Origin of the sequence: Roseateles koreensis (assembly GCF_028595305.1) — a bacterium.
Taxonomy (GTDB): domain Bacteria; phylum Pseudomonadota; class Gammaproteobacteria; order Burkholderiales; family Burkholderiaceae_C; genus Paucibacter_A; species Paucibacter_A koreensis.
The window spans coordinates 182,535-198,517 of the sequence record NZ_JAQQXS010000004.1 but is presented as its reverse complement, the minus strand read 5'-3'; the positions used below and the strand labels follow the sequence as shown (position 1 = coordinate 198,517).

13 protein-coding genes are annotated in these 15,983 nt (G+C 63.1%); 5 read left to right on the top strand and 8 right to left on the bottom strand.

From position 1 onward, the window contains the following. Positions 1 to 6 precede the first annotated feature (6 nt). From PRZ01_RS05880 to PRZ01_RS05850, 7 genes are all read right to left on the bottom strand, one after another. Positions 7 to 1,743: a SulP family inorganic anion transporter gene (locus tag PRZ01_RS05880; protein WP_273595835.1), complete on the bottom strand. Its 1,737-nt coding sequence runs from the start codon at positions 1,741 to 1,743 to the stop codon at positions 7 to 9. After that, entirely contained in the window at positions 1,733 to 2,959 is a 1,227-nt protein-coding gene (locus PRZ01_RS05875) for a DUF2252 domain-containing protein (protein ID WP_273595834.1), read from the bottom strand. The genes PRZ01_RS05880 and PRZ01_RS05875 overlap by 11 nt, the downstream gene beginning before the upstream one ends. 74 nt (positions 2,960 to 3,033) lie before the next feature. Continuing rightward, the gene (locus PRZ01_RS05870; protein WP_273595833.1) at positions 3,034 to 4,104 is read right to left on the bottom strand and encodes a 6-phosphofructokinase; all 1,071 of its coding nucleotides are present in this window, start codon (positions 4,102 to 4,104) and stop codon (positions 3,034 to 3,036) included. 31 nt (positions 4,105 to 4,135) lie between these two features. After that, the gene (locus tag PRZ01_RS05865; RefSeq protein ID WP_273595832.1) at positions 4,136 to 6,358 is read right to left on the bottom strand and encodes a sensor histidine kinase; all 2,223 of its coding nucleotides are present in this window, start codon (positions 6,356 to 6,358) and stop codon (positions 4,136 to 4,138) included. Positions 6,359 to 6,584: 226 nt separating this feature from the next. Next, positions 6,585 to 7,907: a TRAP transporter large permease gene (locus tag PRZ01_RS05860; RefSeq protein WP_273595831.1), complete on the bottom strand. Its 1,323-nt coding sequence runs from the start codon at positions 7,905 to 7,907 to the stop codon at positions 6,585 to 6,587. Beyond that, positions 7,904 to 8,554, bottom strand: coding sequence for a TRAP transporter small permease (locus tag PRZ01_RS05855; RefSeq protein ID WP_273595830.1), 651 nt, complete (start codon positions 8,552 to 8,554; stop codon positions 7,904 to 7,906). The genes PRZ01_RS05860 and PRZ01_RS05855 overlap by 4 nt, the downstream gene beginning before the upstream one ends. 107 nt (positions 8,555 to 8,661) lie before the next feature. Next, on the bottom strand, positions 8,662 to 9,699 hold the full coding sequence (locus PRZ01_RS05850) for a TRAP transporter substrate-binding protein (protein WP_409993808.1): 1,038 nt from the start codon (positions 9,697 to 9,699) through the stop codon (positions 8,662 to 8,664). 249 nt (positions 9,700 to 9,948) lie between these two features. Between PRZ01_RS05850 and PRZ01_RS05845 the strand changes: the two genes are divergently transcribed. The 3 genes from PRZ01_RS05845 (at position 9,949) to PRZ01_RS05835 (ending at position 13,744) form a co-directional block, all read left to right on the top strand. Beyond that, positions 9,949 to 12,075, top strand: a complete 2,127-nt coding sequence (locus PRZ01_RS05845) for a sensor histidine kinase (RefSeq protein WP_273595829.1) — start codon at positions 9,949 to 9,951, stop codon at positions 12,073 to 12,075. After that, entirely contained in the window at positions 12,072 to 12,710 is a 639-nt protein-coding gene (locus PRZ01_RS05840) for a response regulator transcription factor (protein WP_273595828.1), read from the top strand. Before PRZ01_RS05845 ends, PRZ01_RS05840 begins: the two co-directional genes overlap by 4 nt. 116 nt (positions 12,711 to 12,826) lie before the next feature. Continuing rightward, positions 12,827 to 13,744: a MipA/OmpV family protein gene (locus PRZ01_RS05835; protein ID WP_273595827.1), complete on the top strand. Its 918-nt coding sequence runs from the start codon at positions 12,827 to 12,829 to the stop codon at positions 13,742 to 13,744. A 51-nt stretch (positions 13,745 to 13,795) separates the two neighbouring features. Here PRZ01_RS05835 and PRZ01_RS05830 read toward each other — a convergent pair whose 3' ends face one another. Continuing rightward, positions 13,796 to 14,716, bottom strand: coding sequence for a TIGR02285 family protein (locus tag PRZ01_RS05830; protein WP_273595826.1), 921 nt, complete (start codon positions 14,714 to 14,716; stop codon positions 13,796 to 13,798). A gap of 187 nt (positions 14,717 to 14,903) precedes the next feature. On the opposite strand from PRZ01_RS05830, the gene PRZ01_RS05825 reads away from it, so the two are divergent. Together PRZ01_RS05825 and PRZ01_RS05820 are read left to right on the top strand one after the other, a co-directional pair. Beyond that, complete coding sequence (locus tag PRZ01_RS05825; protein WP_273595825.1) at positions 14,904 to 15,290, top strand: rhodanese-like domain-containing protein; 387 nt, start codon at positions 14,904 to 14,906, stop codon at positions 15,288 to 15,290. Positions 15,291 to 15,399: 109 nt separating this feature from the next. Further along, positions 15,400 to 15,978, top strand: a complete 579-nt coding sequence (locus tag PRZ01_RS05820) for a TMEM175 family protein (protein ID WP_273595824.1) — start codon at positions 15,400 to 15,402, stop codon at positions 15,976 to 15,978. Positions 15,979 to 15,983 lie beyond the last annotated feature (5 nt).

The window sequence follows — 15,983 nt, the reverse complement described above, 5'->3', positions numbered from 1 at the left end:
AAGGTCCTACGCGCGGTTTGCCGGCTTGAGGCTGCCGGCCACCGCGTCGGCCACGCTCCAGAACATTCGCTCCGGCGCGCCAAGACCTTGCGGGTCCCAGCGGGTCAATAACTCGCGCACCGCCTCCTTCACCCGTGACAGCACCAGGGTGACGCCACGGCTGCGCAAGCGCTGGTCCAGTTCCAGCAAACACTCGACGGCGGTGCTGTCCAGGTCTGAGCTTTCCTCCAGGCTCAGAATCACGCAGAGCAGCCCGTCGCGCCCGCGCACCCGACCCATGACATCAGCAACCACTCGTTCTGCACTCGCGAAAAAGAGCGGCTCTTCCGGGCGCAGCACCAGCAAACTGGGCACCACTGCGGCCGCATTGCTGGGGGTGAGCACCACAAAGTTGCGGGTCTGCCCCATTTCAACCAATTCATGAACCACCGGCTGGCTGAAGCGGCGCAGCGCCACAACCAGGGACAAGGCAATCGCGGCCAACATGCCGTGCAACACGCCGAAAACCAAGACCGCCAAACCGGCGGCCAGCAACAGCACGCGGTCTCGGTTCATGCGCCAGAGTTGCAACAGCGGCCGGGGATTGAGCGCATGGACCAAGGCTGTGATGACAGCCACCGCCAACACCGGGCGGGGCAGCGCATGCAGGCTGGGCAGCGCCAACCACAGCGCCAGTGCGCTGGCGAGCAGCGCGACAAAGCCGGCCCAGCGGCTCACCGCCCCCGCAGATGCATTGGCGGCACTGGCCGAGAAGCCCGCGCCAACGGGCATGCCTTGCAGCAGTGCGGAGGCCATATTGCAGGCCCCCAGCACCAGCAATTCGCGGTCCGGATTGAGGGTATCGCCGTGGGCCAGGGCCAGCGAGCGCATGCTGCCCCAGGACTCGGCAAAGATCAGCACCACCAAACCGAAGGCCAGTTCAGCGAGTTGTAACCACACGGACATCGTCAACGTCGGCCAGGCCGGTTTGAACTGCGGCGCCTCCACCGCCCCCACCTCCGCCACGCCCAGGGATTGAAGATCAAACCCATGGGCCGCCCAAATGGCCACAACAATCACCAACAACGTGGCCGGTAGGCGCGGCCAACGCCGCAAGACAAAAACGGCCAATCCGGCAGCACCCGCCACCGCGACGCTGGGCCCATGCCAAGCCTGCGGATGGGTCAAGGCATAGGCCAAGATCTGCAAGGGGTCGTGGCTCACACCCGCCGGGAGTTGCAAACCCAGAGCGTCCGGCAATTGCTTGATGACGATGGAAATCGCCAGCGCAAACGCAAAACCGCGCAACACCGGGCGTGAGACAAACGCCGACAACTGCCCTTGGCGCGCCCAAGCCAGCAGACACAGTAAGCCCCCCGCCAGCAGCGCCAAGCCCATGCTTGCCTGCACAAACTGCGCGGCACCGCCTAAGCCCACCAACTGAGGCGCAGACAACACGGCCGCAGCAGACAAAGTGGCGGTGGACGAAGTGGGCGCAACAATCGCAAAGCGACTGCCGCCGAGCAAGGCATACAAGGCCAAACCCACCAACATGGCCGTCAAGCCGTGGGACACCGGCAAATGCGCCAGGCCCGCATAGGCCACCGCCTCCGGCAACAACAGGCCGGCCACGCAAAGGCCGGCCACCCCGTCATTCCAGCGGGTGGTGGCCCGGCTGGCAGGCGCAGCGGCAACTTCAGACGACGCAGGAACCGAGCGCCCTGAAGGAGCCGAAGAAACAGAGTCAGGAGAGTCAGGCCGCATTGAAAAAACCTTGGTCATAGGCCATGTTGAAAGCCACTGAGTCTTGAACCGCCCGCGCTGCACAGGCCTGCGCCGCGGCCAACCAGTCGTCCCGCCATGTGGGTGCGGCTCGGCCAAAAACCATCAATTCATCCGAGGCTGCAGCGCCTTGAGACGCCGCACCGCGCAGTTGCATCCAGGCCAGGAGCTTGCCCATCATCGCCAGCACGGTCTCCAGGTCGTCGGATTTGAGTTTTGCGCTGCGCAGGTCGAGCCGATCTTCCGTGGGCTGCAGGGCACGCAAGACAAAGGCTTGCCCGTCCAGTTCGACCGCGCGCAAAAACGCCATGGGCTTTGCCTGCAAACGGTTCTGCAAGGTGACGACACGCTCGGCTTCGTCGATCCACGCGGGCTGACCGTTAGGGGCTCGCGGGCTGACCGACGACGGCAAGGCCTGCTTCAGGTCCAGCAGATAGTTGCCATCGGGCGAGCCCTTACCCGCGACAAGTAACACATAACGCTGAATCCCCAGGCTGCCCGTGCCCGCAACCCGCCGCCCCACATCCAACAATTTGTAGAAGTGAGGGTCGGGCTGGGTGGTGGCAAAACCTTGCATGAAAGCCCGCACCGCCTCGGTCTGCTGGGCACTGGCCGGCAACACCTTGTCGGGCTGGAGCCGCAACCGGCGCTGTCCTAGGTCCAGCGAGGTTCGTTTGTCCAGAAAGTCCTGGCGTTTGCGCGCCGCCAAAGTCTTCAGCAATTTGCGCACCGGGTCGCACTGCGCAGCCTCATCGGCCCCCACGCCTTCGTTGGAAATCTGAAAAATACGCCCGTCGGCCAGTGCGCTGGCATAGTGGATCAGGAATTGCTGACACAGCGTTTGTATGCCGCGCTCGTCCAAACCCAAACCCGGCGCCGCCAAGAACACGCTGCTGAGCAGGCGCACCGCATCCCAACTTGCGGGGAGCAGCGCCGCCTCGTCAAAGTCGTTGATGTCGAAGGTAATCTTGCGATCATCGCCTTTGTAGCTACCAAAGTTCTCCAAGTGCAAATCGCCACAGGCCCAAACCGCTGGCGCGGGCTTGGCGGCAAGGATGGCCGGCAGTTCGGCATAAAAAAGATGGCAGCTGCCGCGAAAGAAAGAAAAGCTGTCCGCGCGCATGCGGCGGTATTTCAAGCGCAGCCGCTCCGGCTCACGCCCCTGATTGAACTGACGTATGGCGTGAACAGGATCCATGGCGGGAAAAGGTCATCAATGACAAGGTCGGCGAATTCAACCACAGAACACCCACGCCGCACGCAAGCCCAAGATTACGGCCCGCCAAGCCCGATGCCCAGGCTGCGTGCGACCACCAGCAGTTCATGCCCCAGAGGCACCGGGCGGCTGCACCCCGCCACGGCGCTCAGCGGCACGCGGATGATGTCCCCCTTGTCGAGCGCCACCATGCCGCCCCACTCACCCCGCTGAACGCACTGCGCGGCGGCATGCCCAAAGCGGGTGGCCAAAACACGGTCAAAGGGCGTGGGGGAGCCACCGCGCTGCACATGGCCCAGCAAGGTGGCACGCACCTCGCTTTGCAACAAAGGTGCCAGTTGCCGCGCCAACAAGTGCCCGACCCCACCCAGGCGCACCGGGTCGGGGCTGTCCACCAGCGTTTGCGCCACACTCAAATCACCATCTTGCGCACGCGCCCCTTCGGCGATGCAGATCAACGTATGGCCGGGCCCGTCCGCCTGCTCGCGCTGTCGGCAAAGCGCTGCCACAGCGTCCAACTGGTAAGGCAACTCGGGCAGGAGAATTTGATGCGCGCCGCCGGCCAAGCCGCCTTCCAGGGCAATCCAGCCCGCATAGCGCCCCATGGTCTCGACAATCATCACGCGGCCATGGCTGCGTGCCGTGGTGTCAAGCCGGTCCAAGGCTTCGGCCACCACCGCCACGGCGCTGTCGAAACCGAAACTGCGCTCGTTGTGGCAGATATCGTTGTCGATGGTCTTGGGCACGCCAACAATCGGCACGCCCAGTTGGGCGAAGCCTTGGGCAATATTCATCGTGCCATCGCCGCCGATGATCACCAGGCCGTCTAGCCCGAGTTGGCGCACCGTGGCCAGCGCACGCTCAGAGCAGTCCGCCCCGCCCGCGCCGAAATAGTGAAACGGGTCGCAACGATTGTGGGTGCCCAACATAGTGCCGCCCTGAGCAAGGATGCCAGCGACCGCGGCCGCGTCCAAGGCCGTTGTATCGCGGTTCAAGAGGCCCAGAAAGCCACGCCGTATGCCGGTCACCCGAGACGCGCCGTTTTGCAGCAAGGCCAGGGTCACGGCCCGAATCACCGCATTGAGCCCAGGGCAATCGCCCCCGCCGGTCAGGATGCCGATATGCATGGAGATATTCCGTTAGCAGGTGTTGACAATCTCAGGGTCCGGGCGCCAGCCGAGACAGCACCAGTCGAAACACCGTGCCCTCATCGGAGGAGGCTTCAAGCTCGATGGTGCCGCCCAGCACATTGTTGACCAAGCTGTACACAAGATGCAGCCCCAAGCCGCTGCCCCCAGCCCCCAGCTTGGTGGTGAAGAAGGGGTTGAATATCTGTGACTGGTGCTCTGCTGAAATGCCGCCGCCGTTGTCCGCAACACTCAGATGCACGCTGCGTTCATCAGCCGATTCAAGGGTGATGGTCACCTGACCCACCGACGTACCGTCGAAGCCATGCACAAAGGCGTTCTCTACCAAATTACTCAGGACTTGGCCAAATGCGCCAGGATAACTATCCATTTGAACGTCATCGGGTATCCGCAACTGCACCTCAATGCCGGCACGCGCCAAGCGGCCCTGCGGCGCCACGCCCAAGGTATAGGGCAGCAGCTTGACCACCTCTTCACAAACCGACTTCAAATTGAACAAGCGGCGCTGCAAACTGGCTCTGTCCACGGACACTTGCTTGAAATCCCGCACCAAGCCGGCTGAACGATGCAAATTGCCAAGCGCCAGGGTCAAGCCCTCATCGGCCCGCCTCAGATTGACCAGCAATTCGCTGCGCCGCACTGGCGTGGTCTGAATCTGGTCAAGCGCCGCCAACACGGCCATGTGCGCCGTATCCACGGCAATCAAGCCGTTGCCAATGGGGGTGTTGAGCTCATGGGCCACGCCGGCCACCAGGGCACCCAGGCCGGCCAGCGTTTCCTTGCGCACGAGTTCGTCCTGCGCCTGCGCCAAGGCCTGGGTGCGCCGATGCACGCGGTCCTCCAGCGTGGCGTTCAACTCCCGCACGGCGTTCTCGGCCTGGCGCCGCTCCGCTACTTCATGCTGCAGCGCGGCAGCCTGGGCTTGCGCCTCACGCTGACGCGCGAGCAATTGCGCCCCCAAAGCATCGAACGCCGAAGTGAGTCGGCGCAAATCACTGGAGGAGCCGGGCTTGATGGGTACGAGGTCGGTGTTCTGGGCCAACTGATCCGCCAGTTGATCAACCGCTTGCGTCACCTGGCCCAGCGGCACCCGCACCAGTCGGCGGATCACACGCCGTAGCACCAGCAGAGTCGCCGTCAGCGCCAGCAAGCCCCCGAGCACGATCCAATACACCCCCGTGCGGATGCGGGCATCGATCACCGCTTGCGGCAGCACGGTGACCGACCACCAATCGGGCCCCGGGATACGCGCCCAAGCCACCCAATACTTGCCGTCGGCCGTCAACTCGGCGTGACCTTGATTGCCCTGCGCCATAACCCGCTGGTAGGCCTGCGTCAGGACAGGGTCGTTCAACTGCGTTAACGCGAGCTGGCCCTGGGCCCGGCTGATGCGGTCGCGCAAATCAGGGTGAGCGATCAGATGACCATCCCCGCTGATGATCATGGGCACGCTGCCTCCGTCGACATCGGCCTCAATTTTCAACAACGCGTCCACACTGATGTCGTGACCGACCGTGCCCACCCAGCGCCCCTGCCAATCCAGCGGCTGGATGACCGACACCATCCAGACTTTGGCTTCCCCGTCGAAATAAACGGGGGTCCAGAATCTCTTGCGGTCCGGGTTGCGGCGCGGGTCGGAGCCCTGCATGGTGGGGTAGTCGAAATTGTCAGTCGCTGGCGTCGCGCTCCGGCCCCAATCGATGCCGTTCGAAAAGACCATCAACCCCTTTTCAACGAAGTCAACATAGGCCGAGAAAAAGGGGGGCACAAGCGCAGGCCCCTGGTCCGCCAACAACTCGTAGCTGACCACCGCGCGCAACCGGGCGTCATCGCTCAGCCCTTGTCCATGCTGCAAGTAAAACGTGGGCTTGCGCTTGGCATCGACGGCTGCGGGTTTGACACGCCAGACGCCGTCCGCAGAACGCTCAAACAAGGCATCAAAACGCGGCCGAACCGCAGTCGCGGGGATTGCCCGCGCGCGCTCCAGCCAAGCCGACTGTAGGCGGGTCACACTGTCTTGTGCCTGGGCAAAGAGCTGCCCTTGCTGGGCCGCGCGCAGGGCAACGTTTCGCTCCAGCAAAGGCGGCAGCTGAGTGGCGGTCAGGTGGCCGATGGAAACCTGTGCAATCACAGCCATGCCGAGCAGGAGCAGCACGAACACGCCCCCGATTTGGAGCCCCAATTGCTGCGCCAACGACAGCTGTCGAAAAATCTCACGTCGCCAGAAACGCATAGAGCGCATCTTCCTCTGCTGCCGTGAAGGGGTCGACCGAAAAAGACCTCACCTGACGAACCGGGACCGGCAACAAGATGCCCCGACTCAGTTGTTTCTCGGAATTATGTCTTCACTCGCAGAAATGAAATTCGGCGTTGCCCTGGCCTCCTGATCGAGACCCCGGGCAACGCCGAACGGTGGCGTGAGTGCCATGATGCCATCACGGCATCAAGATGTCACAACATCACTTCATCAGCAGGTGCGGCAGCCACAGCGCCAGGCCGGGCCAGAAGGTCACGACCAGCAAGAAGGCCACCATCGTCAACAGCCACGGCGCCACCGCCACGGTCAGCTCGGTGATGCCCATCTTGGTGATGCCCGAAGCCACATACAAGTTCAAGCCCACGGGCGGATGGCACAGGCCAACCTCCATGTTCACCGCCATCAAGATGCCGAAGTGCACCGGGTCCACGCCCAGCTTGACAGCCACCGGGAACAAAATGGGCGCCATGATCAGCACGATGGCGGCGGGGTCCATGAAATTGCCCGCAGCCAGCAAGATCACGTTGACCAGCAGCAAGAACGCCACCAGGCCGAAACCCTGGCTGGTCATCCATGCGGCCATGGCCTGCGGGATTTGCTCGCTGGTCATCAAGAAGGAGAACAGCACTGCGTTGGTGATGATGTACAGCAGCATCGAGCTCATGGCCGCTGCGCTCAGCAAGGACTTGGGCACCTCGGACAGCTTCAGGTCCTTGTAGACAAACACCGAGATGAAGAAGGCGTAGACCGCCGCCATGGCCGCCGCTTCGGTGGGCGTGAACATACCGCTGTAGATGCCGCCGATCACGACGACGATCAGCAGCAGGCCCCACATGCTTTCACGGAACGCGTGCCAACGCTCGCCCCACGTGGCCTTGGGCATGCGCGGGTAATCAAACTTTCTGGCGCGCCACCAAGTGGTCAAGCCCAGCAGGAAGGACAGGCACAGGCCCGGCACGATGCCGGCCAGAAACAACTGCCCGACCGAAGCCGAACCCACTGGCTCGCCATTCGGGCCGGTGGCGTTCATGCCTGCCGTCGCAATGGCGTAGATCACCAGATTGATCGACGGCGGAAACAAGATGCCCAGTGCGCCAGAGGTGGTGATCACCCCCGCGCCGAATTGCTTGGGATAGCCCTGCTTGACCATGGCCGGCAGCATGATGGAGCCCACCGCCACCACCGTTGCCACCGACGAGCCCGAGATGGCAGCGAACAGCGCGCAGGCCATCACACCCGCCAGGCCCATGCCGCCATACCAATGGCCAATCATGGAGGTGCAGAAGTTGATCATCCGCCGCGCCACCCCACCGTGGGTGAGGAAGTTGCCCGCCAGGATGAAGAAGGGGATCGCCATGATCTCGAACTTCTCAATCCCTGTGAACAGCTTCAAGGCGACCGATTCAATCGGCACCTGCGTCAGGGTGAACAAGAAGGTCAGGACCGTCAGGCCCAGCGAAATGCTGATCGGCATGCCGGTGAGCATGAGCACCAGCAGCAGCATGAAAATGATGAGGGTGTTCATGCGCGGGCTCCCGGCTGCTTGTCGGTCAATGCGGCGGCCGAATCGATCTCGCTCAGGAGGTCGTCTTCCACGCCCTTCACGCCGTGGTCGGCATGCGGTACTTCACCCGTGGTCCAGAAGCCGTAGGCCACTTGCAAAAAGCGGAAGCACATCAGGTAAGAGCCCAGCGGCACGCAGGAGTAGGCAATCCAGGTGGGCAATTCAAGGTCGGGCGAGGTCGGGCCTTCAGGCACGTCGCCCACGTCGCGGCCCAGCAGGTCATGCATGAAGGCGTAATGGAAGCCGTTTTCCCACACAAAAGTGGCGCCCAGCGTGCCCACCACGGCGGTGAACAGCGCACCGGCCAGCAGGCCGAACATGATCAGGTATTTAGCCTTGCTCTTGGGCAAGGCACGCACCAGCACGTCCACGCCCACGTGGGTGCCATTGCGCACACCGTAAGCCGCGCCGAACTTGGCCATCCACACGAACATATAGATGCATAACTCCTGCGCCCAGCTGACATTGAGCCGGATGGTCCAGTCTTGCAGATACGGCACGCCGGAGGCGAAGCGGTGCACCACCGCCATGAAAATCACCAACGTAGCAGCGCCCATCAAAAAAGTGATGAGCCACTCCTCGAGGTGATTGAGGATTCGATTGAACATGAAGATCTCCTGTCGGTGCGCCCGCCACCCCAACATGGCAATGCCGGGCCGGTGAATGCACCAGGGGCGGCCACTTGGGCCACCCCGTTTTGCGCGAGCTGTCTGACTTACTTGCTAGGCACGAAGCCGGCTGCCTTGTAAACAGCCTCAACCGTGGCCTTGCCCACGCGTGATTCCATCTCCTTGTGCACCGGCATCAAGGCCTTCTTCCACTCGGCCGACTCGGCTGGCGTGAGTGTGTAGATGGTGGTCTTGCCGCTGGCGCGCATCTTGTCGAGGGCCACCTGGTTTTCAGTGGCGGCAATCGCGTTGGCGTAGGTGGTGGCGTCTTTGACCGCGCCCTCCAGCGTGGTGCGGATGTCGGCGGGCAGGCCGTCCCAGAACTTCTTGTTGACAATCACCGCATAGGCCAGATGGCCGTGGTTGGAGATCGTCGTGTGCTTTTGCACCTCGTAGGTTTTCTGGGTATAGAAGTTGGACGGCACACCCTCGCACCCATCCACCACGCCGGACTGCAGCGCCTGATACAGCTCGCTGAAGGCCATCACCTGAGGGATCGCACCCAGGGCACGCATCTGGGCATCCAGCACCTTGCTGGACTGGATGCGCATCTTCAAGCCCTTGAAGTCCGCCACGTTGTGCAGCGGCTTGTTCGCGCTCATGATGTGGAAACCGTTGTCCCAGTAAGCCAGGCCCTTGATGCCCTTGGGCTCAAGCTTCTTGAACAGATCGGCGCCCACGGGGCCCTCGGTGACGGCGCGGAAGGCCGCTTGGTCCTTGAAGATGAAGGGCAGATCGAAGACCTCAAAGTCCTTCACGCCCAGGGGGCCGAACTTGGCCAGCGAAGGCGCCAACATCTGCACAGAGCCCAGTTGCAGGGCCTCCATCTCTTCTTTGTCTTTGTAGAGCTGGCTGTTGGGGTAGAGCTCGATCTTGACCTTGCCGCCCGTGCGCTGTTCCGCCAGTTCCTTGAAGCGCTGCGCGCCCTTGCCCTTGGGCGTGTCAGGCGCCACCACATGGCTGAACTTGATGATGATGGGGGCCTGCGCCTGCGCCGCCATGGGCAGCGCGAACGCCACTGCGCCAGCCGCAGCCAGCAGGGTACTGAGGGTGAGGCGGCGAGCAGTCAGCTTGGAATTGCGCATGAAGGGTCTCCAGTTTTAGGTATGTAGCCATCGAACTCGGGGGCAAGCGGCGCATCAGTTGCCACAACAAACGAGGCACACAAAGCACGCAAGCCGCCCAAGCCTGAATGGCCGCGATTGTGAAAGCCCGTGACGCGGCTGGGTAGTTGTGGACTTCCACATGCGCCCACCCCAGGCAAATCGGTGCGCGGCAGGGCCCCGGATCGATAATCGGCGCCCACCACCGCTTTCGGAGCCTCTTCGAGCGCCATGTCCGCCCCCATGCTTCACGGCCGCCCCACCCAGGTTGCGCCGCCCCATCCGACCTCCTGGCGCCGCGCCTTGTGGAGCCTGCCCCTGGTGCTGTCGCTGGTTTTTGTGGCCGGGGTCTTGATCTGGGTGCGGAACAACGAGATCGATGAGCGCGAGACCCAACGCCTGACGCTGATCTCCGACGCGCTCAGCACCGAAGCCCAATTGCGCGCCAAGCTGCGCGAAGAACGCACCCATCTGCGCGAATTGGCCGACGCCATGCAGGGCCAACCGCCCACCGCTGAATCGCTGGCCCGCCATCCGGAGATGAACGCCGGCCTGCGGCGGCTATGGCTGTCGGTGATCTGGCTCGACCGACACAACCGTGTCCTCACCCAACTGCCCGCGCCCACGGAGGGCCCGCGCCCCCGCCAGCGCGACATTGCCGATCAAGGGCTGTCACTGCACCTGAGCGAACCGGTCGGCCCGGGCGGGAGGGACGGCACACTGGTACTGCGTTACTCACCCGCACTGCTGTTGCAACGCGGCGTCCCTTGGTGGCTCGCCCGCAAATACGATGTGCAAATGGTGGACAGCGCCGATGAAGTGATCGCCTCCATCACCGAAGGGCCCATGCGCGCCGCTCAGGGCGAACGCCCCAGTTACCGCGTTGGCTTTGTCGGCCCCTTCCGCACCAGCCCGCTCAATAGCGGCCCTGAAGCGCCTGCCGCAGAGGAAGCGCCGCTCAGTGACGCCGCACTTGAGCTGACTTTGCGCGAGCCCCAGATCACCGGCTTGCGCCCCCTGGCCTTGATTTTGATTGCCGGCTTTTTGCCGCTGGTGGCCTGCGCCAGTTGGCTGTTGCGGCGGCAGGTGCGGCAGGTGTCCCGGGCTGAAACGGCCTGGCGCGCCGAGGCCGCCTGGCGGCGCGCCATGGAAGACTCCGCACTCGTCGGCCTGCGCGCACGCGATGCCAATGGCGCGCTGCTGTACGTCAATCGCACCTTTTGCGACATGGTGGGCCTGCCCGCCGAACGGCTGGTGGGGCTCAGCCCGCCGATGCCGTATTGGCCACCCGACGCCATCGAAGAGGTGATGCAACGCAACCGCCGCAACCTTGCGGGCCACGCGCCGCGCGAAGGCTATGAAGCGCGCTGGCGCCATCAAGACGGGCACATTCTGGACGTGATGGTGTTTGAGTCGCCGCTGGTCGACGCCGCCGGTCAGCAAATCGGCTGGATGGGGTCCATCATCGACGTCACTGCCCGCAAACGCCTGGAGGAGCGGGAGCGCCGCCAGATCGACACACTGGCTCACCACGCCCGCTTGACCATGTTGGGCGAAGTGGCGTCCACGCTGGCGCACGAGCTGAATCAGCCGCTCACCGCCATTGCCAGCTACAACGCAGGCGTTATCAACTCACTGGCGCGACTGGGGGTACAAGACCCCGTTGTGATGGGGGCGCTGCAACGCCTGGGTGCCCAGGCCGCGCAAGCCGGACGCGTGGTGCAGCGCATCCGCCATTTCTTGACACGCCGGGAGCCCCAGCATGAAGCCTGTGAACTGAACCGGGTGATCCGCGATGCCGTGGAGCTGCTTCAGCGTGAACTGCAGCGTGGTGGCGTGGCACTCACGCTCGAGTTAGGGCAAGACCTGCCGCCGCTGTTGGCCGATGCCGTCCTGGTGGAACAAGTGGTGATCAACCTGCTGCGCAATGCTTGCGACGCCTTGCAGGCCCGTAGCGCCGACCGCCACATCGTGCTGCGCAGCCGCCACATCCAAACCACAGCGCTGGCGCCTTCGGTGTCATCAGCGGAGGCAGCCATAGGGAAACCCGAGCTTGAATTCCTGCGTGTCGACGTGAGCGACAACGGCCCCGGTCTCGACGGCCGAACCGCCGAGGCCCTGTGCGCGCCCTTCTTCTCGACCAAGGCTGAGGGCATGGGCATGGGGTTGGCCATCTGCCGCTCCATCATCGAGGCGCACCACGGCGTGTTGGACGCCTGCGAGGCCGTAGATGGTGGCGCGGCCTTCTCGTTCAGCCTGCCCTTGCGCCCGCTGGACAGCTTGAATGCCGAGGCGGGCGAGGCGCTCGATTTCGGCGATCCGCCCCCCCTCGACACCCATCACCGTACCCCCTCATGACAAGCAGCACCGACACTCCCGCCCCGGTCCATATGGGTCAAATTTTTCTGGTGGACGATGACCCCGATGTGCGCGATGCCCTGAGCTTTCTGCTTGGCTCCCGGGGTTTGCGGGTGCAGTCGTTCGCCAGCGGCCCAGCCCTGCTGGCCCACCTCGACGCGCGGGCCGCTCCGCCGCAAGGCGTGTTTTTGCTGGACGTGCGCATGGAGCCCATGACAGGTACGCGCCTGCACGATGAATTGCTGGCCCGGCGCCTGCGCAACCCGGTGTTGTTTCTCACCGGGCATGGCGACATTCCAATGGTGGTGGATGCGCTGAAGAAAGGAGCGTTCGACTTTCTCGAAAAGCCATACAGCGACAACGCACTCGCCGACCGGCTCCTGCACGCACTGAGTGTGGATGCGGCCATGCACGCGGGTGACGCGCAAGCGGCCGAGCGCCAAGCCCGGCTCGCCAGCCTGACCGAGCGTGAACGTGAGGTGATGCTGCTGGTCGCGGCGGGCAAACTCAACAAAGTGGTTGCCGACGAATTGCACATCTCCATGCGCACGGTGGAAGTGCACCGGGCCCGGGTGTTTTCAAAGTTAGGCATCCGCTCGGCGGCCGAGCTGGCCACCTTGCTCGCCCAAGACTAAACGCCCATCGCCAGAGCGCGCCAGTGCCATTTCAGGAGTGGACTCAAAGCGCTGCGGTGGCGGCTGAAGCAGCCGAAGCAGCATCCGCCGAACAGGCTGCATGCTATTCTTTTCCGATGACACATGCCGCCGCTCTCATCGACAAGACGTCCGCCTGCAAGCCCAACACCGGCACAGGCCCGGCACCTCGAAGGTCGCGGCGGCTCGGGCACAGCCATCGCCCACTTTGGGCCGCAAGACTGCTGGACTTGGTGGGCGTGATCGGCTTGATCGGCCTGCAAGGCATGACGCCCGCCAGCGCCGAAGACCTGCAAGGCGTGCAAGCCATCTTGAGCAATAGCGAAACCTCCCCCATTCCGGCAGGCTGGTGGGTGGGCGCTGCGGGCTACACCGGCAGTTCTCCCTACCGCGACGGCAATAACACCAGCACGCCGATTCCGGGCGCCCTCTACATCGGTAGCGACTTCATGTACCTGGGGGATCGCGCCTTCTACACCTTTGCCCATGCCGGGCCGGTGTCATTTTTTGGCCGCGCACGCGTGCGACTCGGCAATCTGGACCCCAAAGACCAGTCGCAGTGGACCCTGCTCAAACCCCGCCGCTGGCAAGGTGAGGCCGGTCTGGGCGCCACCTGGCTCAGCGGCGTGGGTCTGTGGACCGCACGCGTTAGCACTGACGTCACACAGCGCACCGGTGGCAGCGAAGTCTTGTTCAGTTGGTCGGCACCCGTCGTTCAGCAAGGCTGGATGGTGATGCCCGGCCTGGCCGCCATCTGGCGCCAGGACAAGCTGGCGAACTACTACTTCGGCGGCGTCTCGGCAGCCGAGGCCAGCACTGCCTTGCCCGCCTACAACGTCGGCCACGCCTGGTCGATCTCCCCAAGCGTGCTGAGCACCTATCGCATCAACCCCCAATGGATGGTTGGTGGCCTGTTCAGCATGGACATCTTCAGCAACGCCATCAAAGACAGTCCCCTGGTGCAACAACGCAGCCGCTACGACCTGCTGCTCGGCCTGGCCTACATCTGGCGCTAAAAAACTGGGGTCAGTAAAAAACTGGGGCAGTGTGGAATTAATTCGCCCTACTCAATCACCTTGCCCTCCGGCCTTGCGACGCGCCGCAGCCAACTCCGGTGGCAGCCAGGCGAGGTAGTACTCCTCGATCTCCCGACGCTGTGACTTGATCAGTTCGTTAACGCGCCGGATCACACGCTCGCCCGTTTCTGATTTGGAACAGCCTACGCGCAGCGGCGTCGCGTCATCGCCACCCGCCACGGCGGTCAGGCTCAGTTGGTCTATGGTCACCCCCATTTCGCCCGCAGCGTAATTGAGCTCGGTGGGAAAGCCGATGATCAGATCGACCTTGCGGTCCAGCAACATGCGCAGCAAGCCGGCAACGCCGGGGTTGCCATGCCGAACCACCAGGCTGCCGTTCGCCGGGGCCGCTTTGAGCATCTTGTCGTAGTTGGACCCCAAGGAGCGGCCACCCGGCACGCCTACACGGAAACGGCCATCCGCCAAAAGATCGGGCAATCGGAGTTGGCCCGAAGCGGTCTTGAATGCACCCAACTCATCGCGCCCCCGCAAGGAAATGGCCAGGTAAGGCATCGCCGATAGGTAGGGGTCGCTGAACAGCATGAAGGCTTCACGCTCGGGCAAACGCAGGATGGCTGGGCTGCAAACATTGGGCCGGCTGCGCAACTCCATTTGCAAACGTGCGTAATTGGCCTCAATCACCACATGGTGGTATTGAGGCAGGGACTTCATGAACAACTTGCGTGCTTTGTCAGTAAACCCTTGCCCCTCTTGCGTACCGCTCAAGATGGCCGTTGGGGGGTAATGGATCACGGACCAGATCAAATCGTCACCGGTCGCGCCAGACGCCTGCACGGGTGCGGGCACAGGCGTCAGTGTCCGTGTCTGCGCCCAGGCACCCAGCGCCGCAAAGCCCATGGTCAGGCCAACAATGCAGTGCCGAGCAAGTCCCCAATATATTTTTTGCTGCATGGTGTCGTACCGCGATTTTCAGGGGCATTTTTTTCAGTGTACGCCGGCCTAACTTGATTTATCGCTGGAATGGCGGCGAGTTCCGGGTGCAATCAGCACTCGCCATGCGGGCGGAACTGCAGTACAAAAGACGGTCTGCGCATCGCACCACTATTTGGTGCGTTAGGAGGTCACCATGAACTGGAACATGAGCCTGCTCCCAATGGAGTCCTATCCCACGGCCTACGACAGCCCCCCAGAGCCGGAACACCCTGAGCACGAAACGGCACAGCAAAGCCGCAAGGCGCAGGTGCTTCCCGAGAATGCTCTGTACATTGATGTTCGAAGTTATGGTGAATTCATGGCGGGTCATTTGAGCGGTGCGCACTGCCTGCCCCTGGTTCGCCTGGAAGAACAGATTCATCTGCTCTCACCCGACCATGAGGTCCCGTTGGTAATTTATTGCGCCACGGGGGCCCGGGCCGAATTGGCGCTGGGCCTGGTGCAACGCCTGGGCTACAAGCATGCGGTCAATGGCGGCAGTGCACTGAGCTTGGCCGAACGCCTGCACACGCGCTTGCACGCCGGAATGTAGACCGTAGCACCCGAAAGCAACACGGGTCAAATCCCGGGGGGCCTGCATCGCGTAAAGTGCCGGCCAGACAGACTACCTGCAGCAGGCCCCCGATATGACAGCGGCAACCATGGGAAAAGGACGGCTGGAAGCCTTCAGCGATGGTGTGATCGCGATCATCATCACCATCATGGTTCTGGAGATCAAAGTCCCGCAGGGTGACAACGTCGCGGCCCTGTCCCCTTTGCTGCCGGTGTTCCTGAGCTATGTGCTGAGTTTTGTGCATGTGGGCATCTACTGGAACAACCATCACCACCTGTTGCATGCAGCCAAGCAGATTTCGGGTGCGGCGCTGTGGGCCAATCTGCATTTGTTGTTCTGGCTGTCGCTGGTGCCTTTTGTCACCGGATGGATGGGCGAAAACCACTGGCACCCTTTGCCTGTTGCACTGTACGGTCTGGTCTTGTTGATGGCGGGCGTGGCCTACTACATCCTCGTGCGCACGCTCTTGCATGCGCAGGGCCCCAACTCCACCTTGGCCAAGGCCATTGGGCGGGATTTCAAAGGCCGCATCTCGGTGGTGATCTATGCGCTGGCCATCGGCCTGAGTACCTTGAACGTCGCACTTGCCATCGGGCTGTATGCCGGCGTGGCTGCCCTGTGGCTGATCCCGGATCGCCGCATAGAACAGCATCTGCCCGCCGAGTGACGCTC